Raw genomic sequence first — 20,861 nt, forward strand, 5'->3', positions numbered from 1 at the left:
CTATTTCGCTCCTTCGGAGCTCCCGCAGCCACCTACAATTCCGGCCCACACCCGGGGCCGGAGGCAATCGTCTCGTCGGGCATGGCCCCTGAGCCTGGCGCCCGCGCCACCACTTGTTGCCAGTGTCTTGGAGCTCAGACACGGCGCCGCCATACTCGCTCAGCCCTGCCGCCGCCCAGAGATGAGCAAGTATGGCGCTTTGGCGATCCGGGCAGCTCTACGGCCTTTCCACCCATACTTGCTCAATTTCCTCCCCCTCTAGTTTGAGCAAGTATGGCGCTTTGGCGATCCGGGCGGCTCGGCAGCTGTGCGGGGCAGTTCCGGCCAGGGCGCTGGACCGTCGCGCTTCCGCGCGAAAGCGCGACAATTCGCCGCGGGCTCGGGGGTGCCGGCACCATACCCCAGACCGCCGCTGAGGCGGCGGCGACGCCAAGTCGGACCTCCGCCAGCAGCGCCGACCGCTGCGGCGAGCGACCAGCAAGCTGCCCCCTCCCGCGTGTTCCCATGCGGTCTGAAGGGGAGCGCGGTCAACTCCTTCTTCTGTGAGCCGGCAGGCATTGGACCCCTCGGGAGAGGGAATGGTGGCCTCGCCTCAACCTCCCGCGGGTCTGGAGCCCGCGGGAGGTTCCTCACCGACGGCTTGGCGACGCATCCCTGCCGTCTCCGGTGCGCGGCTCAACACGCGTGCCGCGGGAGATGGGACGCTCAGGCAAGGCCGCAAGTTGCCAAACGGCAGAGGTGCATCGGGGCACCACGCCCACGCCGGGCTTGCCGAGCGGGTGGCGGCCCTGGCGGGGCTGCGGCCCTTGGCTCCGGAGTCACCCACATCGTGCGCCGATTCGCCAGCGCGCAAAGTGCTCCCGACGCCCCAGGCCGGCACGACCGAGCACGACGAGGGTGGGCCATTTCTGTAGGCAACCTCCATTGCGGATTGTCGTGGCGACAAGCGTCCCGCTTGTCGAACGGATAGAAAAAGGCGCAAGCGGGACGTTCGCGGCTACCTTCGCCCCGGGCTTTCCCCTGTTCCGGGGATTCCCGCAAGGGAAGCCGCCTACGCTTCCGGCCCGCACCGAGCACGACCCCGATCTTGACAATCGGGGCGGCGGCGTGGTAGTATCCAGTGAGGACGGCACAGCATGGTACGACTCAGCGAAGACGGCCACGAGTCCGGAGAGGTGGCTGAGTGGTCTAAAGCGACGGATTGCTAATCCGTTGTAGTGGTATTAAGCCGCTACCGAGGGTTCGAATCCCTCCCTCTCCGCCAGCAACACACGGGGCGATGGAGCCGCCCGGCTTCATCGCCCCGCGCATTCCCGCCGGCCCCCGGCGACAGCGCGAGCGCCCAACGTCAAGAGGCGGTTCCTTCCATGGCCATCGAGTGTCTGAGCAGCGGTATCCCGTCGCTGGATGAGGCCGTCCAAGGCCTTCGGCTGGGCGACAACGTGGTCTGGCAGGTGGACGATCTGTCGGACTACCTCTACTTCGTCGCGCCCTTCGCCCAGCACGCGCTGGCGGTGGGCTGCCGGCTCGTCTACGTGCGCTTCGCTCCGCACCCGCCCGTGCTCGCGCCGCGCCCGGGGCTCGAGACGGTGGAGGTGGACCCCTCCGTGGGCTTCGACGCCTTCAGCGCCAAGGTGCACCGCATCATCGAGGAGCGCGGCCGCGGCGTCTTCTATGTCTTCGACAACCTCTCGAGCCTGGTGGAGGAGTGGGCCACCGACGAGCAGCTCGCCAACTTCTTCCAGGTGACCTGCCCCTTCCTCTTCGAGCTGGACACGGTGACCTACTTCGCCCTGCTGCGCGGACGGCACAAGAACAGCGCCATCGCGCGCATCCGCGACACCACGCAGCTCCTCCTCGAGGTGTACCACGCGAAGGACGCGATGTACGTGCACCCGCTGAAGGTGTGGGACCGGTACTCGCCGCGCATGTTCCTGCCCCACCTGGTCACGCCCACGGCGTGGGTGCCGGTGTTCCAGAGCGGCGAAGCCGCCACGGTGCTGAGCACGGCCCGCCGCGAGCCGCTGGGCGCCCAGAGCGGCTTGATCGCCCCGTGGGATAGCGTGTACCGCCAGCTTGTGGAGTACTGCGAGCAGGCGCCGGCGGTGGACGAGTCGGCCCCCGAGGTGGCCGCCCTGCGCCAGGAACTGTGCCGCATGATGATCGGCAACCACCCCGAGTTCAACCGCCTGGCCGACCGCTACCTCACGGTGAGCGACCTGTTCGACGTGCGCAGCCGCATGATCGGCTCGGGCCGCATCGGCGGCAAGGCGGCCGGCATGATCCTCGCCCGCCGCATCCTGCTGCGCGAGAAGGGCGACGTGGATTTCGCCCAGGTGCTGGAGCCCCACGACTCCTTCTACATCGGCTCGGACGTCTTCTTCACCTTCCTGGTGAACAACAACCTCTTCCGCCTGCGGTTGAAGCTCTCCAGCAACGCGCGCACCACGGCCGCCGAGTTCGAGGAGGTCGAGCAGCGCTTCCTCGCCGGCACCTTCCCCGCGCGCACGATGGAGCAGTTCCGCGAGATGCTCGACTACTTCGGCCAGGCGCCCATCATCGTCCGCTCGAGCAGCCTGCTCGAGGACAGCTTCGGCAACGCCTTCGCCGGCAAGTACCGCAGCGAGTACTGCCCCAACCAGGGCGACCCCGACCAGCGCCTCGCCGCCTTCCTGCGCGCCGTGAAACTCGTCTACGCCAGCGCCCTCAACCCCGACGCCCTGTCGTATCGCCGCAAGCGCGGCCTGGGCGACCGCGACGAGCAGATGGCCATCCTCGTCCAGCGCGTCTCGGGCATGCCCTACGGCCGCTTCTTCTTCCCCAGCCTGGCCGGCGTGGCCTTCTCGCGCAACCTCTACGCCTGGAACGAGCGCATTGACCCCCGGCGCGGCCTCATCCGCCTCGTCTTCGGCCTCGGCACCCGCGCCGTGGACCGCGTGGGCGGCGACTACCCGCGGATGATCGCCGTCAGCCACCCCACGCTGCGGCCCGAGGTGGGCGCCCGCGTGGTGAAGTACTCCCAGCACAATGTGGACGTGCTGGACCTCTCGGCCAATGCCCTCGTCACCCTGCGCCTGGCCGACGTGTTGTCGCGCCCCGACTACCCCCACCTGCACCTCTACGTCTCCCTGCTCAGCGGCGGCCACACCTACGACACGGTGGGCACCCTCGTCGAGGCGGCCCCGGCCGACCTCGTGCTCACGTTCAACAAGCTCATCGCCCACACCGACTTCGTCAAGGTCATCGGCGAAATCCTCGCCATCCTCGAGCGCGTCTACGGCGGCCCCGTGGACACCGAGTTCACCGCCTCCGTGGCCTCCGGCAACCACGTGCGCGTGAACCTGCTCCAGTGCCGCCCCATGGTCGTGCCCGGCGCCGCGGCCGCCGAGGAAGTGCCCGAGGCCCTGCCCCCCGAGCGCGTGCTCTTCCGCACCGACCGGCTCATGAGCGGCGGCGTCGTGCGCGGCATCCGCCACATCGTCCACGTGGACCCGCAGCGCTATGCCGCGGCCGACCTCGACACCAAGCGCGCCCTGGGCCGTCTCATCGGCCGCATCAACAGCCACCCCCGCCTCGCCGAGGGCGAGGTGCTCCTGATGGGCCCCGGGCGCTGGGGCAGCAGCAACATCGAGCTCGGCGTCAACGTGGGCTACGCCGACATTGACCACGCGGCGGCCCTTGTCGAGCTGGCCTGCGAAGAGGCAGGCCACGTGCCCGAGGTGTCCTACGGCACCCACTTCTTCCAGGACCTCGTCGAGGACCAGGTCATCTACATGGCCGTGTACCCCAACGACCCCGCTGCGCAGTTCAACGCCGCGTTCTTCGCGCGGGCGGCGAACATCCTGCCCGAGCTGCTGCCCGGGGCCGCGGCCTACGCCTCGCTGGTGCGGGTGATTGACGTGGCGACGGCCGCGGGCGGGGCGCTGGCGCGTGTGGTGGCCAACGCCGAGACCCGCCAGGCCATCTGCTACCTTGGGTGAGAGGGGCGGCGGCTCAGGCCTTGTCGGGCGAAGGGCCCGCTCGGCCCTTGCTCGCGGGCTTCGGCCGCGGTGGCACGCGGTCGCCCTGGTACACGCGCAGCCGCGGCATGCGCTCGCGCGCCACATAGCGCAACAGGTCGGGCGGGTGCAACTCCCGAGCCCCCAACTGGTACAGCAGAAACAGGTAGAAGAGGAACAGCGTGTCGTCCTTCGACGCGTAGTAGCCCAGGCGCGAGTCCTGCGTCTGGATCGTGGGGCACCAGGTCGGCTGCCCGTCGCGGCCTGGCCCCTCGGCGAAGTGGTACACCAGGGCCTCGCCCAGCACGCACACCGCGTCCACCCGGTGTGCGCGGGGCACGCGCCGGTCCAGCAGGGCCAGCCCGGGCACGATGCACTTCTCGACGCTCGTCGTGTGGAGCGAGAAGACGGCGCCGAACAAGGGGGGATTCTCGGCGGGGCCGTGGAGGCGCCGGTGCCCCAGATGGCTGGCCACCACGGCCGAACGGTCGAGCGCCTTGGCCGAGCGCACCGCCCCTACGGCGTCGGCCAGCGACGTGCGGTTCAGGTTCGGCTTCATCTCGATCACCGCGTACACGCTCTCGGCCGCGAACACCCGCGAGGCCCCCGACTCCTGGAGCAGCGGCGCGTGGTGCGCGTCGTAGATCACCACATCGGCCTGCCGCGCGATCGCGCCCTTCGAGTCCACCACCTCGCCCCGGCTCACCCCATAGCGCGGCGGCAGGTGGGCCGCCAGAAAGTCAATCAGCACCTGCTCGTGCCGCAGGCCCTTCTCATAGGTGTGGCGCCCGCCGGCGAGATGCGCCTGGAACGTCGCCGCGAGCGCCCGACTGGCCGCGCGGAACTTCTCGCGCAGCGCCCCGCCTGTTCCCTGCCACAGCATCGCGCGTCTCCCAAGCCGGCCTCCCACGGGGCGGACCCTTCGCGCCACCGCGCGCGATGATAGCGGCCGCCGGCCGTGGCGTCAAGCCGGCTGCAGACCCCAAGGCTCACACACCGCCGCCGACCGACCGGGTCCTCGCGCTCTGGGCGGGGCCTCCGCGCCCCGCGCGCGGGCAGCAGGTGGACACTGTGGACATGGCGGACTCGGTGGACGAGAGGCCATGGCGGGCTGGCTGGGAGCGTCCACAGTGTCCCCGATGTCCACCCTGGCGCGAAGGTTGCTGGGAATGTAGCCAAGGAGTCAGGAGGGCCTGTAACCGCGGATCACGCAGATGCCGCGGATGGAACGGCGGGCAACCGGGCACTCGGGCGCGGCGCGCCGGGAAGGCCGCCTCAAAGCGGAACCACCTGCTGCGGGAGTGGCCAGTGTGGGCTGCCCCCACTCTGATGAGGTCCCTGGCATGTAGTTCCGCCTTCAGGCGGTCTTCTCTTGAGGTGGCTGCATGCGGCCCGTGCGCCCCAGCGCATGCGACGGCCCTCTCGTCCCTGCGCCCTGCGTGGGGAGGCAACGCGGGACGCTCCGCGTCCATTCCTCGCCGCGGAGCGGCGGAGGCGTCATCCCCATGCAGAGCGTAGGGACGAGAGGAGCCGTCCGAACCGCTGCCCGAGCCGCTGGTGGGCTCACGGCCGGGTGTTGTCATCGCCCTGAATCAGATGACAAACGGCTACGACCCCGACGGCCTGGTGCACCAGGACCAGGCAGGGATCGGGCTCCTCCCTGTTCGCATCCGCCACCAGGAGGGGCAAAGCGAGGAAATCCACCATCCACCCGACTCCGAAAACGCCTGCCGTCAGCAGGTACAACACTCCCGAGCCATGCTTCCCACAATAGAAGCGGTGCGCCCCGAAGATGCCGAAGAGCATCCAGAGAAGAAGCGCTACCAGATAGGATCGCCTCACGGCCTTCCTCCTGACCACGGTTTGCGACGCCGATGCCAGTCCGGCGGCAGGGCTATCGAGCACGCTGCACCTGCATAGTGCCACATCCCCGCGGACAGAAGGTGTCCACCCGCCCCAGTACGGATTGCGTGGTCGCACTCCCTACTCGTCGAAGAGGAAGGCAAGCTCCTGCCGGAACTGGCTGCGGAGGTCCTCCTTGAACGCGGCAACGGCTGCGTCCCTGACATCGGACCTCTCTATGCTTTCGAGCCAAGAGGCCACCTCGCCCCAGAAGGTACCCTTCAGTGCCAGCAGGAGTTCCGAGTCTGGAGTTCGATACTCGCGGTTCTCCTGGATGAAGTACGGTGGGCGCGCATGGCCGTCGTAGGTCGAGGAGTACAACTTTGGGAAGGGATAGCGCCTGATGAACTCCTCGTAAAGACCGCGGTTCGCGTCGCACCCTTTCACCTTACCCTCAACGAGAACGTGCCACATCACCTGATCGATCCAGACTGCCCAGAACAGGGCGCCAGCGAACTCAGCCTGGCTTCCCAGAGGCTCTCGCTGCAAGACCACGTTCCAGTCGTGCTGGCAGAGTCCGTCGAAGCTGCCCACCTTGCACTGCCTTGGCGCATCCAAGGGTAGGCGTATGCGTCGGCACCACTCTAGCACTGATTCGGATGGGTAGGACATGCCTCTCTCTCCTTTACCTCGTGCCCAAGCAGTGTCCCGTACGGGTGGCTGGGCGACGCGCCATGGAGGAACACTCATTGCTGCTGATACAGCGCGGCAAGGAAGGAATCCCACCTCCTGGCCACGGTACCGTCGAGAACAAGCGGGTGCGTCTCCAAGAAGGTGGTAGTGAGTTGCCCGATGGCGGTGGCGATTTGCCTGCGGGCGGCGTCTGGCGCCCCGAGAACCTGCCCCAGGTCAGCCAGGGCCGCACCAAACTGGACCGCCTCGACTTGCGCGCGCCTGTACATATCCATCGTGGCCGCGTCGTTCACGACAGACCGCGCTGGTGGCCACCACAAGAGAAGGATGGGCCTTGTCAGTAGCACTTCCTGATTCTCGCTGGGCCGCGCAGATACTTGAGCGCCCTCGGCGAGGTTCGTGACGACGTGATTGAAGGCGACCCCGAATGACGGCAGGTCGGCCCTCTGCAACTTCATCTCGACTGGCCTGTAAGTCTCGCCTTCCCGAACGACCGCGTCGAGTTTCGCCTGTCGGCTCTCCAGGCCGGGGACAGTGACCTCCTCAGCGATGATCTCGAGGCCCCGTACCTTCGTCAGGTAGAGCTTCCCCAATTCCTGGCCGACCACACCTTTCAACTGCTGGTAGATGTCCATATTCAGGCGTCTCCTGTGTCTCGCTCAATCATGGCCATGTTGTGCGCCGCACGCGCACTGCTCCGCGATCCCCACGGCTTCGTCCGCGAGAAGAGACCGTAGACTTGGGGGCACCAACACTCTCGCCCGGCTCCCCCAGCTCAACACCCACCACGCGACCTCATCGAGATTAGCGATGGTCATCTCCAAGATGACGCTGCCATCCTTTCTATGCGTCAGCTTCTGAGTCGGATGCCAGACGCGCTCGGCGATGAGCCGGGCGGCGATGTCGAAGAACTGGATTCGGACCTTGTGGCGTTCGCTCGTCTCTACGGTCTGGAAGATGCCGCCGAGGTACTCGTCGGGGCGGAAATCGTCTCGGACAACGAAATGCTCGTCCAGCGGCCTCAATGCCCGAATGCGGGCAAGGCTGAAGATGGGAACGTAGCCGCTCACGTGGTCGTGAGCAACGAGATACCAGTCCCCGCGGTAGCAGCGGAGAAGATAGGGGTCTACGTCGCGGTCGGTCGTCTTGTCCCTGCCAACCGCGTAGTAGGTCATTCGGACGGTGCGCTTCTCGCGGATTGCACGTGCCAGTAACTCCCAGTGCTCTGGGTTGATCGGCGCCACCGGGCCAAGGGTGATTCGAAAGCTGTCGGCCAGCCCGCGCGGGTCAACCGAGATCTCCTCGGGCAGCCGGGCGACGAGCTTGTCCACAACGCCCTTGAGATAGCCCTCCAGCGGCGTGCCCTTGTAGGCGCTGACGGCCATCTGGACAACGACAAGACCCAGAAGCTCACCTTCCGTGAGGTGAATGCCTGGAAGAGACCAGCTTGGCTCGGCGTAATGGTAGCCTCTGCGGGCGGGGTCATACTCGATGGGCGCACCGAGGGCGTCCCTCATGAATTCGATGTTCCGTCGGATGGTGCGGTCGCTCAGCTCCAGCTCGCGAGCGATGGACTTGGAGCTTGGGAAGCCGCCACGACGGATCTGCTGGTCAATGAGGAGGATGTGGTGGAAGTGCGAGCGGTACTTGGAGTAGGCAGGCAAGAGATGACCCCCTACGTTCGGCTCAAGCACGCACATTGTATGGCTCCGTCGGACGGCGATCAAGCGAGTCCGCTCTTGCTGCCCTGACGCTCCATAGCTTCTGGGGCTCAGTTCTGGCCCGGCCGGAACCCGATAGGGCCGGGGACATCAGGGGACGTGGGCTGATCGAGCACAGGAAGCTCGACGGGCGACACCACGGCGCTGGGGTCGAGGCCGTTCTCGATGGCCCGCTGAAGGCAGCGGATGGTCTGCTCCTGGACTTCCGCGATGGTGCGGCAGGACGTGGTCTCCTGGTCAATCTCATCGTAGAAGGCGCCATTGATTCCTCTCGCGGAGAGGAATGCTCGCAGGTAGCGGCGCCGGATGTCGTCGGTGATCTCGGGCACCTCGATGACACAGTCGAAGCGGCTGGGCCGGTCCCTGAGGGCAGGCTCGATGGCCTCCAGGTCATTGGTCGTCGCGACCACCACGATGCCCTCGTTCTCCCTGAGGCCGTCGAGCTGGTTCATCAGTTCGCCGAGCATGATGCTCTCGAAGGTTGCCTGCCTCGATCTCCTTGGGGCGGCAAGGTCCAAGTCCTCGAAGAAGATAAGCGTCGGGCTGAGGTCGCGGGCCATGTCGAACACGCTGCTGATGCCGCTGGGGTTGAACGGGGAACTCACCCCCTGGCCGGGCCGCACCCAGATGAAGGTGTGTTGGAGCTGGCTGCAGAGGACCTTGCCGATGAGGGTCTTCCCCGTGCCGGGCCTGCCGTGGAGGAGGACCCCGCGACGGGTGGGAAGCTTGAACTCGCGGTAGAGGTCGAGCTTGTCAAGAAAGCCCTGGGTGTTGCGGCGGATGATCCCGAGCAGCTTCGGGTCGGCGAAGACGCAGTCCCAGGAGTAGGCGTGCTCCTGGCGGATGAAGCCGCCAAAGGCGTCGAGCCTGTGGCCTTTCAGGGATCTGTCACGCAAGACCTGCGCCTCGATCTCCTCCATCATCTTGAACGCGATGTCCTGGGCCGCGGTGGGCGCGGTGAGCTGGAGGATGCTCTTGGTGCGATCCTCGCGCTCGGGCATGTCGACGGTGATGTAGGCGGCGATCTCGTGGCCGTCCGGGTGAGAGAAGGCGAGGCAAGCAGTGTCGTAGGCGACGCGCTTCTCGGTGGGGCTGGCCTCGATGTGACAGTACCTGGGCGGCGGAATGCCATCAGCGCCGTCCTGGCCGAGGACGCGGCAGTTCCAGCCAGCGAAGGCGCGGGCCAGTGTCTCCTGGGCGATGAGGTGTTTGTAGCGCGGGAAGCCAGCCCAGATGTGGACGAGCGGTGTCCCAGGGGGGAAGGCAGCCTCAAGGACTGTGCCGCCCTGCTCCTTGCGCGCGCTCCAGGCTCGGGCAAGTAGCTTCTCGAATGCCCAGGCGGGGAGGAGACAGACAGGTTCGTTGCGGAGATCGGCCTCGGACCTCTGTGCTGCGCCTGTTCGGGGGCTCGACCTGCGAAGTGGCATGGCGATCATCTCCGTGAGGATGGGACGCTCACCGCGCAGGGAATTGTACCAGGCGACTGTGGACAGAAGGTGTCCGCAGCGCGAAGTTCGCCGGCCAGCGTTGGACCGCGGCCGCCCTCCACGTCGTGGCCCTTGAGGCCGCGCTGATTGGACCGGCCACGCTCTTCTTTCTCGTTGCGAAGCTCCCGCTTCGCAGCGCGCATCACGCGGCTCCCGTCGCGATCCCGTCGAAGCAGGAGCTTCGGCCTGTGCGTCGTGAAGCCGGAACTTCGCGACGATGGGCCATTCCCTTCTCTCGTCCCTACGCTCCGCGTCCATTCCTCGCTGCGGAGCGGCGGCAGCATCGTCCCCACGCAGAGCGTAGGGACGAGAGGAAATGCCTGCGCCCGCGCCACCCAAAGCGGCGCTACACGCGGCACTCCGACAGGCTCACGCATTCCTTTCGTCTGTCGCGGTGTGGCCGGACGAGCTGTAGGGGCAGGCCCCCGTGCCTGCCCCCTGTCCGGAGGCCGTCGCGCCATCTTGGGCGGGCACAGGGGCCCGCCCCTACGGACCTCTCATGCCATGTATGGCCGCCGGAAGGCGGGGCCACGCGCGGGGGGAGGGGGGCACGTGTGGGCGCTGCCAGGCATGAGAAACGCTGGTGCCCGAGGGTCGGGCACCAGCGTTCTTGGGTTGGACATCAGCCTGTCGCGATGGCTCAAACCCAGCCGCGGAGGCGGACGGCCTCGGCGACGCGCTGGACGGCGACGGCGTAGGCCGCGAGGCGCATGTGGGCGTTGTGCCGCTTGGAGGTGGTGAGGACGGCGTGATAGGCGTCGGTCATCTTGGCGTCGAGCATCTCGTGAACCTGCTTCTCGGGCCAGTAGTAGTGGTTGAAGTTCTGGACCATTTCGAAGTAGCTCACGGTGACGCCGCCGGCATTGCACAGGAAGTCGGGGATGACGTGCACGCCCTTCATGTAGAGAATCTTGTCGGCCTCGGGCGTGGTGGGGCCGTTGGCCGCCTCGGCCACGATCTTGGCCTTGACGCGGCCGGCGTTCCTGCCGGTGATGACGTTCTCGATGGCCGAGGGCCAGAGGATGTCGACGTCCAGCTCCAGAATCTCCTCGTTCGTGATGGCTTGGGTGCCCGGGAGGCCCGCGACGGAGCCGGTTCTGTTCTTGTGTTCGAGGGCGGCGCGGGGGTCAATGCCCTTGGGGTTGAGGATGCCGCCCCGGGTGTCGCTGATGGCGACGATCTTGGCGCCGAAGAGCTCCTTGCCCAGGATGGCGGCGAAGGAGCCCGCGTTGCCGTAGCCCTGGATGGCGACGGTGGCCTTGGCGAGGTCAATGCCCAACTCCTTGGCGGCCTCGCGCACGCAGTACCAGCCGCCGCGGGCCGTGGCGTCGCCGCGGCCGGCCGAACCGCCCAGGGCCAGGGGCTTGCCGGTGATGACGCCGAAGGCGTTGTGGCCGATGAGCTTGGAGTACTCGTCCATCATCCAGGCCATGATCTGCGGAGTGGTGTAGACGTCGGGGGCGGGAACGTCCTTCTCGGGGCCCAGGATGCGGCCGACGGCCTCCACGTAGGCGCGGCTGAGGCGCTCGAGCTCCGTGGTGGACATCTCCTTGGGGTTGCAGATGACGCCGCCCTTGCCGCCGCCGAGCGGAATGTCCACCACCGAGCACTTCCAGGTCATCCAGGCCGCCAGGGCGCGCACGGTGTCAATCGTCTCGTCAGGGTGGAACCGGATGCCGCCCTTGGTCGGTCCGCGAGAGTCGTTGTACTGCACACGGAAGCCTTGGAAGACCTTCACCGAGCCATCGTCCATCTTGACGGGGAGGCTGACGTGGAGCTCGCGCATGGGGACGCGCAGGAAGGCGCGCATGGCCGGCTCGAGCCCCAGCAGATCGGCGGCCTCGTCGAACTGCTGCTGGGCGATGGCGAACGGGTTCGTGGTGCTCATGAAGCCAGGGTCCTTTCTGGAAATGAGCCCAAACGCCGCCCCGCGTGCAGGCTTGCGGGGAAAGCCCGTGCCGCGCCAATGCGGCAAGCGTTGCCGTATTATAGGCCGACCTGCCGAAAAAGTCAAGCAGAATCTGCCGAGGCCCTCTATCATGCTTTCCCCTGGCCGCCGCTTGGCGGAACCGCACAAGAGGAGCAAAGTCGCCGCCAGAAAGCATCCGAAAACCGGCATTATTGCCGTTTATGGCCAGGAGCCGCCTGTGCCTGCTCAGTGGTGCCATGACATCGGCCACACAACCCCCGGCCCGTGGTGCAGCCGTAGGCGCCGCAAATTAAACGGCAATATTGCCGATTTTGGGTTGACTCTTGTCGGCCGTTTCTGTATCCTTCGATGGTGAGCCCAGGGGCGACTCGAGGAGCATGCTGATGGACTGGAAGCAGGACCCGAAGGCGCGGAAGCGGGTGGTCAGCATCCTGCGGGCGTTGCAGCAGGCGCGCAAGCCGCTGGGCGCGAGCCGCCTGGCGCGCGACCTCGAGGCTCTGGGCACCGACATGAGCCAGCGCACGGTGCGGTACTATCTGGCGATGATGGACAACGCGGGCCTGACGCGGAGTTGCGGGAAGAGGGGCCGCGAGATCACCCCGGTCGGCGAGCAGGAGCTGGCCAACTCCTTCGTGGTGGAGAAGGTGGGCCTGGTTGCGGCGAAGGTGGACGAACTGGCCTACCAGATGACCTTCCAACTGCGTCGTGCCCGCGGCACGGTCATCCTCAACGTGTCCACGGTGCCCGCCTCGCGCATGGAGGAGGCGGCGCACGAGATGGCGGCCGTGTTCGAGGCCGGGCTGAGCATGGGCCGCTGCGTGGTGCTCGCGGGGCCGGGGGAGATGATCGGGCGGTTCCGCGTGCCCGACGACTCGTGCGCCGTGGGCACCGTGTGCAGCGTCACCGTCAACGGCGTTCTCCTGGCGGCGGGGGTGCCCACGGTGTCGCGCTTCGGCGGCCTGCTCGAGGTGGCCGACGGCCAGCCGGTGCGCTTCACCGAGATGATCTACTACGAGGGCTCGAGCCTCGACCCGCTCGAGATCTTCATCAGCGGGCACATGACGCGGGTGCGCGAGGCTGCGCGCACGGGCCGCGGGCTCATCGGCGCCAGCTTTCGGGAGATTCCCGCCGTCGCCGTGCCCCGGGTGCGCAAGATCGCCGACCGCCTGGCGCAGGCCGGCCTCGGCGGCGTGCTGGCGATCGGCAAGCCCAGCCGCCCGTTGCTCGACGTGCCCGTGCACGAGGGGCGCGCCGGCCTGATCGTTGTGGGGGGCCTGAACCCGTTGGCCGCGGTTGAGGAGAGCGGCATCCCCACCCGCAACAAGGCGCTCACGGGAATGTTCGAGTTCGAGAGGCTCGTGCCGTACACCGAGCTGGGCTCGCGCGTCACGCGGGCCCCGGCGTTGGCGGAGGGCGCCCAGTGAGCGACGCGCGCGAGGCCTGCGGCATCTTCGGCATCTACGGCTACGACGGCGCGGCGCGCCAGGCCTATCTCGGCCTCTACTCGCTCCAGCACCGCGGCGAGGAGAGCGCCGGCATCGCGGTCTCCGACGATCGCGAGATGCGCTCGAAGCGCGGCATGGGCCACCTGGACGAGGTGGTCAAGCCCGACGACCTCGAGCGTCTGCTCGGCCACATGGCCATCGGCCACGTGCGATACTCCACCACCGGCTCGCCCAAGCCGCAGAACGTCCAGCCCCTCGTCATCGAGTACTCCAAGGGCCTCATCGCCGTGGCCCACAACGGCACCCTGACCAATGCCCGTGCGCTGCGCCGATACTACGAGGGCCGCGGCTCCATCTTCCAGACCTCGACCGACAGCGAGATCATTGTCCACCTGCTCGCCGACCCGGACCACCTGGGCCGGCCCGACCACCTCGAGCACTGCCTCGCGCACCTCGAGGGCGCCTTCTCGCTGCTGCTGATGACCAAGAACCAACTCATCATCGCGCGCGACCGCCACGGCTTCCGCCCCCTCTCGCTCGGCGAGGTGCGCTGCTCGCCGGTCGTCGCCAGCGAAACCTGCGCCTTCGACCTCGTGGGCGCGCGCTACATCCGCGACATCGAGCCGGGCGAGGTGGTCGTCGTGGACGAGCGCGGCCTCACGAGCCACCGCTTCGTGCCGCCCGAGCAGGTCAAGGTCGCCCACTGCATCTTCGAGCACGTCTACTTCGCCCGGCCCGACAGCCGCGTGTTCGGCGACACCTGCCACCTGGTGCGTCAGCGCCTGGGCGCGCGCCTCGCCGCCGAGCACCCGGTCGAGGCCGACGTTGTCACCGCCGTGCCCGACTCCGGCATCCCCGCCGCCCTCGGCTATGCCCGGGCCAGCGGCATCCCGTTCGACTACGGCTACATCCGCAACCACTACGTCGGCCGCACGTTCATCCAGCCCGCCGAGAGCCGCCGCGGCTTCGGCGTGCGCATCAAGCTCAACGCCATCGCCGACGTGGTGCGCGGCAAGCGGGTCGTGGTGGTGGACGACTCGATCGTGCGCGGCACCACCTCGCGCACGCGGCTGGGCATGCTGCGCGAGGCGGGGGCCAAGGAGATTCACCTGCGCATCTCCAGCCCGCCCATCGGCCATCCCTGCTACTTCGGCATTGATTTTCCGACGTCCAAGGAACTGGCCGCCAGCGGGCGCACGCTGCCGCAGATTCGCGATTTCGTGGGCGCCGACACCCTCGGCTACCTCAGCGTCGAGGGCCTCCTCTCAGCCATCTCCCAACCGCCCGGAAACTATTGCACCGCCTGCTTCACGGGCGACTACCCCTGCGAGATCACCGAGGCGGTGGACAAGCTGGGCATGGAGTGCCGATGAGGAGAAGACCAGTCGGCAGGAGGCAGCCGGCACGAGGCAGCCGGCACGAGGCAGTGTGGCAGCGTCCCGGCTTACAGGCTCTTGCTGCCGGCCGCTGTCTGCCTACTGCCGACCATGCGAAGGACAGAGAGAGCGCAAGGAATGACCCAGGCCGCTGAAGCCCTGATTGCCCTCGAAGACGGCCGCCTCTTCCCCGGCCGCTCCTTCGGCGCGCCCGGCACGCGCTGCGGCGAGGTGGTCTTCAACACCTCCATGACCGGCTACCAGGAAATCCTCACCGACCCCTCCTACGCCGGCCAGATCGTCACGATGACCTATCCTCAGATCGGCAACTACGGGGTGAACCCCGACGACGTCGAGTCGGGCCGCATCCAGGTCGAGGGGCTCGTCGTCAAAGAGGCCTGCCGCATCCCCAGCAACTGGCGGTCGCGCCAGTCGCTCCCCGACTACCTGGCGGCCCAGGGCGTCATCGGCATCGAGGGGGTGGACACGCGCGCCCTCACCCTGCACATTCGCACGGCGGGGGCCATGAAGGCCGCCATCTCGACGGAGGGCCGCTCGGTTGAGGAACTGGTCGCGATGGCCCGCGCCTGGCCCGGCCTCGTGGGGCGCGACATGGTGGAACGCGTGACGTGCCACGAGGCATACGGCTGGGGGGCAGCGAGTGTGGAGTGTGGAGTGCGGAGTGCGGAGCGTCAGTCTGAAATCGCAAGTCCGCGCTTCCATGTGGTCGCCTACGACTTCGGGGCCAAGCACAACATCCTGCGTCTCCTCGCCGCCAGCGGCTGCCGCATCACCGTGGTGCCCGCCTACACTCCGGCCGCCGAAGCGCTGGCCCTGCGCCCCGACGGCATTCTGCTCTCCAACGGCCCCGGCGACCCCGCGGCCCTCACGCGCATCATCCCGGAGGTCCAACGCCTCGTGGGCAAGGCGCCTATCTTCGGCATCTGCCTGGGGCATCAGCTCCTCGGCCTCGCCCTCGGCGGCAGGACCTTCAAGCTCAAGTTCGGTCACCGCGGCGCCAATCAGCCCGTCCGCGAACTGGCCACCGGCCGCGTGGACATCACGAGCCAGAACCACGGCTTCTGCGTGGACATTGATTCGATGCCCCAGGACGAGGTGGAACTGACCCACGTGAACCTCGACGACGGCACCCTCGAGGGCTTCCGCCACCGGCGACTACCGCTCTTCGCCGTGCAGTACCACCCCGAGGCATCGCCCGGCCCGCACGACGCGAGCCATCTGTTCAAGCGGTTTGTGGACTTGATGGAGAAGGAAACCACAAGCCGCAAGCTGCAAACCACAAGCCAGCCGCCCTGAGCCTGGAGCCTTGAAGCTTACGGCCCACCCTGTTGCGGGTTGGGCATTGGGCGAAGCAAGGAACTGAGAGAGGAAGAATTGAGCCACGACACGATCTTGATCCTCGACTTCGGCTCCCAATACAGCCAGCTCATCGCGCGGCGGGTGCGCGAGCACCACGTCTACTGCCGCCTCGAGCCGTGCAACGTGCCGTTCGAGCGCATCCGCGCGCTGCGCCCCAAAGGCATCATCCTGTCGGGCGGCCCCTCGAGCGTGTGGGCGCCGGGCGCGCCCGCGTGCGATCCCGGCGTGCTCGAGCTGGGCGCGCCCGTGTTGGGCATCTGCTATGGCATGCAGCTCCTGGCCCAGATGGCGGGGGGGCGCGTCGAAGGCGGCCACGCCGGCGAATACGGCCCGGCCACAATCGAGGTGCTCCGGCCGGGCGGTTTCTTTGCCGGCTGCGAGGCGACGGAGAAAGTGTGGATGAGCCACGGCGACCGAGTGGTCGCGCTGCCCGCGGGCGCCACGGTCACCGCGCGCACGCCCACGGTCGAGGTCGCCGCCTTCGCCGACCCGGCCCGCCGTATCTACGCCGTGCAGTTCCACCCCGAGGTGAGCCACACGCCCCGGGGCGGCCGCATGCTCCACAACTTCCTCTTCGACATCTGCGGCTGCCGCGGCGACTGGACCATGGCCTCCTTCATCACGGAGGCCGTGGCCGACATCAAGCAGCGCGTGGGCGCCGACCGTGTGGTGTGCGGCCTGAGCGGCGGCGTGGACTCGACGGTGGTGGCCACGCTCATCCACCGGGCCATCGGCGATCAACTCACGTGCATCTTCGTGGACAACGGGCTGCTGCGCGCCGGCGAGGCCGAGGAGGTGGTGCGGATGGCCCGCGACCTCATCGGCCTGAAGGTGGACGCGGTGGACGCGAGCGCCCGGTTCCTGCGACGTCTGGCCGGCGTGACCGACCCCGAGGAGAAGCGCCTGGCCATCGGCGACGAGTTCGTGCGCGTGTTCACCGAGGAGGCCGAGCGGATCGGCGGCGCGCGCTTCCTGGCCCAGGGCACGCTGTTCCCCGACCTCATCGAGAGCAAGTCGGCCTTCGGCGGCCCCTCGGCCCGCATCAAGAGCCACCACAACGTCGGCGGCATGCCCGCCTGGAGCCAATTCACCCTCATCGAGCCGCTGCGCGAGCTGTTCAAGGACGAGGTGCGCGAGCTTGGCAAGGAACTGGGCCTCCCCCGCGGCATCCTGCATCGTCAGCCCTTTCCCGGCCCGGGTCTGGCGGTGCGCGTCGTGGGGGAGGTCACCCCCTCGGGCCTCAAAATCCTGCGCGAGGCCGACGCCATCGTGCAGGACGAGATGCGCAAGTGGGAGCACTATGGCACCATCTGGCAGTCGTTCGCCGTGCTGCTGCCCGTGAAGTCGGTGGGCGTGATGGGCGACGCGCGCACGTACGACTTCGCCGTGGCCATTCGCGTGGTCACGAGCCGCGACGGCATGACCGCCGACTGGGCGCGCCTGCCCGACGACCTGCTGGCCTGGCTCTCCACCCGCATCATCAACGAGGTGGACGGCGTGAACCGCGTGCTCTACGACATCAGCTCGAAGCCGCCGAGCACGATTGAGTGGGAGTGAAGCCCGTGATGCGTGATACGTGAGAAGAGGAAGCCGAAGAGCGGGCGACCGTGTTTGCCTTCTCCTCTCACGCGTCACGCATCACGTTTCCCAACCCGCGGGGCCTGAGCGTGATAGCGATTGTTGACTACGGCCTGGGCAACCTGAAGAGCGTGAAGAGCGCGTGCGACCGCCTCGGCGTCGAGGCCGCCGTCACCTCCGACGCCGCGGCCATTCTGGGGGCCGACGGGGTGATCTTCCCCGGCGTCGGAGCCTTCCAGAGGGCCATGCAGAACCTGGGCACGCTGGGGCTGGTCGAACCGCTGCGGCAGGTGGCCGCCTCGGGCACGCCGTTCCTCGGCATCTGCCTGGGGCTTCAACTCCTCTTCGCCGAAAGCTCCGAGCACGGCCAGCATGAGGGGCTGGGCATCATCCCCGGCAGAGTCGTGCGCTTCGAGGCCGGCGACCTCAAGGTGCCGCACATGGGCTGGAACCAGGTGCGGCAGGAGCGCCCATCGCCGCTCTTCGAGGGCATTCGCGACGAGACGTTCTTCTACTTCGCCCATTCGTACTACGCGCAGCCGGCCGATTCGGCCGTCGTCATCGGCTCGACCCAGTACGGCGTGCGCTACGCCTCGGCCGTGCGGCAGGGCAGCGTGTTCGCCACCCAGTTCCACCCCGAGAAATCGGGGCCGACGGGGCTGAGGATGCTGGAGAATTTCTGCGGGTTGTGTGCGAAGCTCTAGGGGGATGAATGGATGATTGGATGGCTGGATGAAGGGAAGAGGGAGCGAGTGTGTTCCTTCTGTCATTCATCCATTCGTCCACCCATCCATTCATCCTCCTGCGGGACCAGGAGGGGCCGCGAGTAAGTCATGGTCGCCAAACGCATCATCCCCTGCCTCGACGTGAAGAACGGCCGCGTGGTGAAGGGCAGGTCGTTCGTGAGCCTGCGCGACGCGGGCGACCCGGTCGAGTGCGGCCGGGCCTACAGCGACGCGGGGGCCGACGAGCTGGTGTTCCTCGACATCACGGCGACCCTCGAGGCCCGCAAGACCATTCGCGAGCTGGTCAGCCGCGTGGCCGAGCAGGTCTTCATCCCGTTCACCGTCGGCGGCGGCATCCGCGGGCTCGACGACATCCGCGCGCTCCTCAAAGCCGGGGCCGACAAGGTCTCGATCAACACCGCCGCCGTGCGCGACAAGCACCTCATCCGCGAGGGCGCCGAGGCCTTCGGCGCCCAGTGCATCGTCGTGGCCGTGGACGCCAAGCGCACAGGGCGGGGCTGGGAAGTGTATGTGGATGCCGGCCACACGCCCACTGGCCTCGACGCCTTGGCCTGGGTGCGCGAGGCCGAGGAGCTGGGCGCCGGCGAAATCCTGCTGACTTCGATTGACGCCGACGGCCACACGGCCGGCTACGATGTCGAGCTGACCGCCCGAGTGAGCGAGGCCGTGGCCATCCCTGTCATCGCCTCGGGCGGAGCCGGCGGCCCCGAGGACATGCGGCGCGTGCTCACCGACGGCCGGGCCGACGCGGCGCTGGCCGCCTCCATTTTCCACTATGGCCAGTACTCCATTGCCCAGGTCAAGGAGTACCTGCGGGAACACGGTGTCCATGTGCGAGAGTAGCTGCAAGCCACAAGCTCAGGACAAGAGCCCCTGGTCTCAGGCTTGCCGCTTGCGGCTTGTGGCTTGAAGCTCCTTCGGGGATTGCCCTTGCCCAAACGCACTGACCTGAAGAAGATCCTGATCATCGGCGCCGGGCCGATCGTGATCGGCCAGGCCTGCGAGTTCGACTACTCGGGCTCCCAGGCCTGCAAAGCCCTCCGCGAGGAGGGCTATCGCGTGGTCCTGGTGAACTCGAACCCCGCGACGATCATGACCGACCCCGAGATGGCCGACGCGACCTACGTGGAGCCGATCACGCCCGACGTGGTGGAGCAGATCATCGCGCAGGAGCGCCCCGACGCGCTCATTCCCACGCTGGGCGGGCAGACGGCGCTGAACGTGGCCTCGGTGCTCGCCCAGCGCGGCGTGCCCGAGAAGTACGGCGTCGAGGTCATCGGCGCCAGCCCCGCGGCCATCCGCAAGGCCGAGTCGCGCCAGGAGTTCCGAGCGGCTATGGCGGCCATCGGCCTGGAGTGCGCGCGCAGCGGCATCGCGCGCAGCCTGCCCGAGGCCCAGGCCATCGCCCAGGAGATCGGCTACCCCGTCATCATCCGCCCCGGCTACACCCTCGGCGGCGCCGGCGGCGGCGTGGCCTATCATCCCGAGGAACTCGCCGAAATCGCCGCCCGCGGCCTCGCCCTCAGCCTCATCGGCGAAGTGCTCATCGAGGAGTCGCTCCTCGGCTGGAAGGAGTTCGAACTCGAGGTGATGCGCGACCACCGCGACTGCGTGGTCATCATCTGCTCCATCGAGAACCTGGACCCGATGGGCGTGCACACGGGCGACTCGATCACCGTGGCCCCCGCGCAGACGCTCACCGACCGCGAGTACCAGGCGATGCGCGACGCCTCCATCGCCATCATCCGCGAGATCGGGGTGGACACGGGCGGCTCGAACATCCAGTTCGCCGTCAAGCCCGACACGGGGCGCATGGTGGTCATCGAGATGAACCCGCGGGTCTCGCGCTCGTCGGCCCTGGCCAGCAAGGCCACCGGCTTCCCCATCGCCAAGATCGCCACCAAGCTGGCCGTGGGCTACACGCTGGACGAGTTGCCGAACGACATCACGCGCGAGACCCCCGCGTCGTTCGAGCCGACGATTGACTACGTGGTCGTGAAAGTGCCGCGGTTCGCCTTCGAGAAGTTCCCGGCCGCCGACCCGACGCTGACGACCTCGATGAAGTCGGTGGGCGAGACGATGGCCATCGGCCGCACGTTCAAAGAGGCCCTGATGAAGGCCATCCGCGGCCTCGAGGCGCGTTTCGCCGCGGCGAGGGCCGACGACCCGGTGGCCATGCAGCATAACCTGCGCACCCCCACGGCCGACCGCCTGGCCTACGTGTTCGCCGCGCTGCGCGACGGCTGGAGCGTCGGCGAGGTGGCGCGGCTCACCCAGATTGACCCCTGGTTCCTCGAGCACATCCGCGAGATCGTGTCGGTCGAGCGCGAGGTCGCGGCCTGCGGCTCTCTCGAGCGCGTGCCAACGCCCCTCCTGCGGCGGGCCAAGGAGGTCGGCCTCTCCGACCACCGGATCGGCGAGATGCTGGGCAAGACGCCCGAGCGGCAGGTGCGCGGCCGCCGCCTCGCCGCGGGCATCGTGCCAGCCATCAAGCTCATTGACACCTGCGCCGCCGAGTTCGCCGCCGCCACGCCCTACTTCTACTCGACCTATGACGCCGAGAATGAGGCGCGCCCCGCCACCGACCGCCCCAAGGTCGTCATCATCGGCAGCGGCCCCAACCGCATCGGCCAGGGCATCGAGTTCGACTACTGCTGCGTCCACG

Annotated in this window: 15 protein-coding genes and 1 tRNA gene; 9 read left to right on the top strand and 7 right to left on the bottom strand. The window is 67.9% G+C overall.

Features of this window, described 5'->3' with window-relative positions; genetic code table 11:
* Nucleotides 1-1,169: 1,169 nt before the first annotated feature.
* Together PLE19_21070 and PLE19_21075 are read left to right on the top strand one after the other, a co-directional pair.
* Nucleotides 1,170-1,264: transfer RNA gene (locus tag PLE19_21070), tRNA-Ser, on the top strand.
* Nucleotides 1,265-1,367: 103 nt separating this feature from the next.
* Entirely contained in the window at nt 1,368-3,980 is a 2,613-nt protein-coding gene (locus PLE19_21075) for a PEP/pyruvate-binding domain-containing protein (protein HPD17438.1), read from the top strand.
* Between the two features lie 13 nt (nt 3,981-3,993).
* On the opposite strand, the gene PLE19_21080 is transcribed toward PLE19_21075, so the two are convergent.
* From PLE19_21080 to PLE19_21110, 7 genes are all read right to left on the bottom strand, one after another.
* Nucleotides 3,994-4,881 carry a hypothetical protein gene (locus PLE19_21080; GenBank protein HPD17439.1) on the bottom strand — a complete coding sequence of 296 codons (888 nt, stop codon included), beginning with the start codon at nt 4,879-4,881 and terminating at the stop codon, nt 3,994-3,996.
* A 680-nt stretch (nt 4,882-5,561) separates the two neighbouring features.
* Nucleotides 5,562-5,840: a TM2 domain-containing protein gene (locus tag PLE19_21085; protein ID HPD17440.1), complete on the bottom strand. Its 279-nt coding sequence runs from the start codon at nt 5,838-5,840 to the stop codon at nt 5,562-5,564.
* A 141-nt stretch (nt 5,841-5,981) separates the two neighbouring features.
* Entirely contained in the window at nt 5,982-6,434 is a 453-nt protein-coding gene (locus PLE19_21090) for a hypothetical protein (protein ID HPD17441.1), read from the bottom strand.
* A gap of 152 nt (nt 6,435-6,586) precedes the next feature.
* The gene (locus tag PLE19_21095) at nt 6,587-7,168 is read right to left on the bottom strand and encodes a hypothetical protein (protein ID HPD17442.1); all 582 of its coding nucleotides are present in this window, start codon (nt 7,166-7,168) and stop codon (nt 6,587-6,589) included.
* A gap of 24 nt (nt 7,169-7,192) precedes the next feature.
* Entirely contained in the window at nt 7,193-8,233 is a 1,041-nt protein-coding gene (locus PLE19_21100; protein ID HPD17443.1) for a WYL domain-containing protein, read from the bottom strand.
* 71 nt (nt 8,234-8,304) lie between these two features.
* On the bottom strand, nt 8,305-9,681 hold the full coding sequence (locus PLE19_21105; protein HPD17444.1) for an ATP-binding protein: 1,377 nt from the start codon (nt 9,679-9,681) through the stop codon (nt 8,305-8,307).
* Between the two features lie 700 nt (nt 9,682-10,381).
* A complete protein-coding gene (locus PLE19_21110; protein HPD17445.1) occupies nt 10,382-11,629 on the bottom strand; it encodes a Glu/Leu/Phe/Val dehydrogenase in 1,248 nt (415 codons plus the stop codon).
* Nucleotides 11,630-12,054: 425 nt separating this feature from the next.
* On the opposite strand from PLE19_21110, the gene PLE19_21115 reads away from it, so the two are divergent.
* From PLE19_21115 to carB, 7 genes are all read left to right on the top strand, one after another.
* Nucleotides 12,055-13,095: an NrpR regulatory domain-containing protein gene (locus PLE19_21115; protein HPD17446.1), complete on the top strand. Its 1,041-nt coding sequence runs from the start codon at nt 12,055-12,057 to the stop codon at nt 13,093-13,095.
* Nucleotides 13,092-14,489: an amidophosphoribosyltransferase gene (purF, locus tag PLE19_21120; protein ID HPD17447.1), complete on the top strand. Its 1,398-nt coding sequence runs from the start codon at nt 13,092-13,094 to the stop codon at nt 14,487-14,489. Before PLE19_21115 ends, purF begins: the two co-directional genes overlap by 4 nt.
* A 141-nt stretch (nt 14,490-14,630) precedes the next feature.
* Complete coding sequence (gene carA / locus PLE19_21125) at nt 14,631-15,809, top strand: glutamine-hydrolyzing carbamoyl-phosphate synthase small subunit (GenBank protein ID HPD17448.1); 1,179 nt, start codon at nt 14,631-14,633, stop codon at nt 15,807-15,809.
* Between the two features lie 78 nt (nt 15,810-15,887).
* Nucleotides 15,888-17,429, top strand: coding sequence for a glutamine-hydrolyzing GMP synthase (gene guaA / locus PLE19_21130; GenBank protein ID HPD17449.1), 1,542 nt, complete (start codon nt 15,888-15,890; stop codon nt 17,427-17,429).
* Between the two features lie 110 nt (nt 17,430-17,539).
* Nucleotides 17,540-18,154, top strand: coding sequence for an imidazole glycerol phosphate synthase subunit HisH (hisH, locus tag PLE19_21135; GenBank protein ID HPD17450.1), 615 nt, complete (start codon nt 17,540-17,542; stop codon nt 18,152-18,154).
* A gap of 129 nt (nt 18,155-18,283) precedes the next feature.
* A complete protein-coding gene (gene hisF / locus PLE19_21140) occupies nt 18,284-19,039 on the top strand; it encodes an imidazole glycerol phosphate synthase subunit HisF (GenBank protein HPD17451.1) in 756 nt (251 codons plus the stop codon).
* Nucleotides 19,040-19,126: 87 nt separating this feature from the next.
* Nucleotides 19,127-20,861, top strand: a 1,735-nt coding sequence (gene carB, locus PLE19_21145; GenBank protein ID HPD17452.1) for a carbamoyl-phosphate synthase large subunit, incomplete at its 3' end; no start/stop codon positions are given.

It is taken from the genome of Planctomycetota bacterium (assembly GCA_035384565.1).
Taxonomy (GTDB): domain Bacteria; phylum Planctomycetota; class PUPC01; order DSUN01; family DSUN01; genus DAOOIT01.

What these genes read in the sequence shown, in the direction of transcription:
- PLE19_21095 (HPD17442.1), bottom strand. Translation starts at nt 7,168, where the DNA reads ATGGACATCTACCAGCAGTTGAAAGGTGTGGTCGGCCAGGAATTGGGG.
- PLE19_21115 (HPD17446.1), top strand. Translation starts at nt 12,055, where the DNA reads ATGGACTGGAAGCAGGACCCGAAGGCGCGGAAGCGGGTGGTCAGCATC.
- PLE19_21105 (HPD17444.1), bottom strand. Translation starts at nt 9,681, where the DNA reads ATGCCACTTCGCAGGTCGAGCCCCCGAACAGGCGCAGCACAGAGGTCC.
- PLE19_21100 (HPD17443.1), bottom strand. Translation starts at nt 8,233, where the DNA reads ATGTGCGTGCTTGAGCCGAACGTAGGGGGTCATCTCTTGCCTGCCTAC.
- PLE19_21075 (HPD17438.1), top strand. Translation starts at nt 1,368, where the DNA reads ATGGCCATCGAGTGTCTGAGCAGCGGTATCCCGTCGCTGGATGAGGCC.
- carA (HPD17448.1), top strand. Translation starts at nt 14,631, where the DNA reads ATGACCCAGGCCGCTGAAGCCCTGATTGCCCTCGAAGACGGCCGCCTC.
- PLE19_21110 (HPD17445.1), bottom strand. Translation starts at nt 11,629, where the DNA reads ATGAGCACCACGAACCCGTTCGCCATCGCCCAGCAGCAGTTCGACGAG.
- PLE19_21080 (HPD17439.1), bottom strand. Translation starts at nt 4,881, where the DNA reads ATGCTGTGGCAGGGAACAGGCGGGGCGCTGCGCGAGAAGTTCCGCGCG.
- hisF (HPD17451.1), top strand. Translation starts at nt 18,284, where the DNA reads ATGGTCGCCAAACGCATCATCCCCTGCCTCGACGTGAAGAACGGCCGC.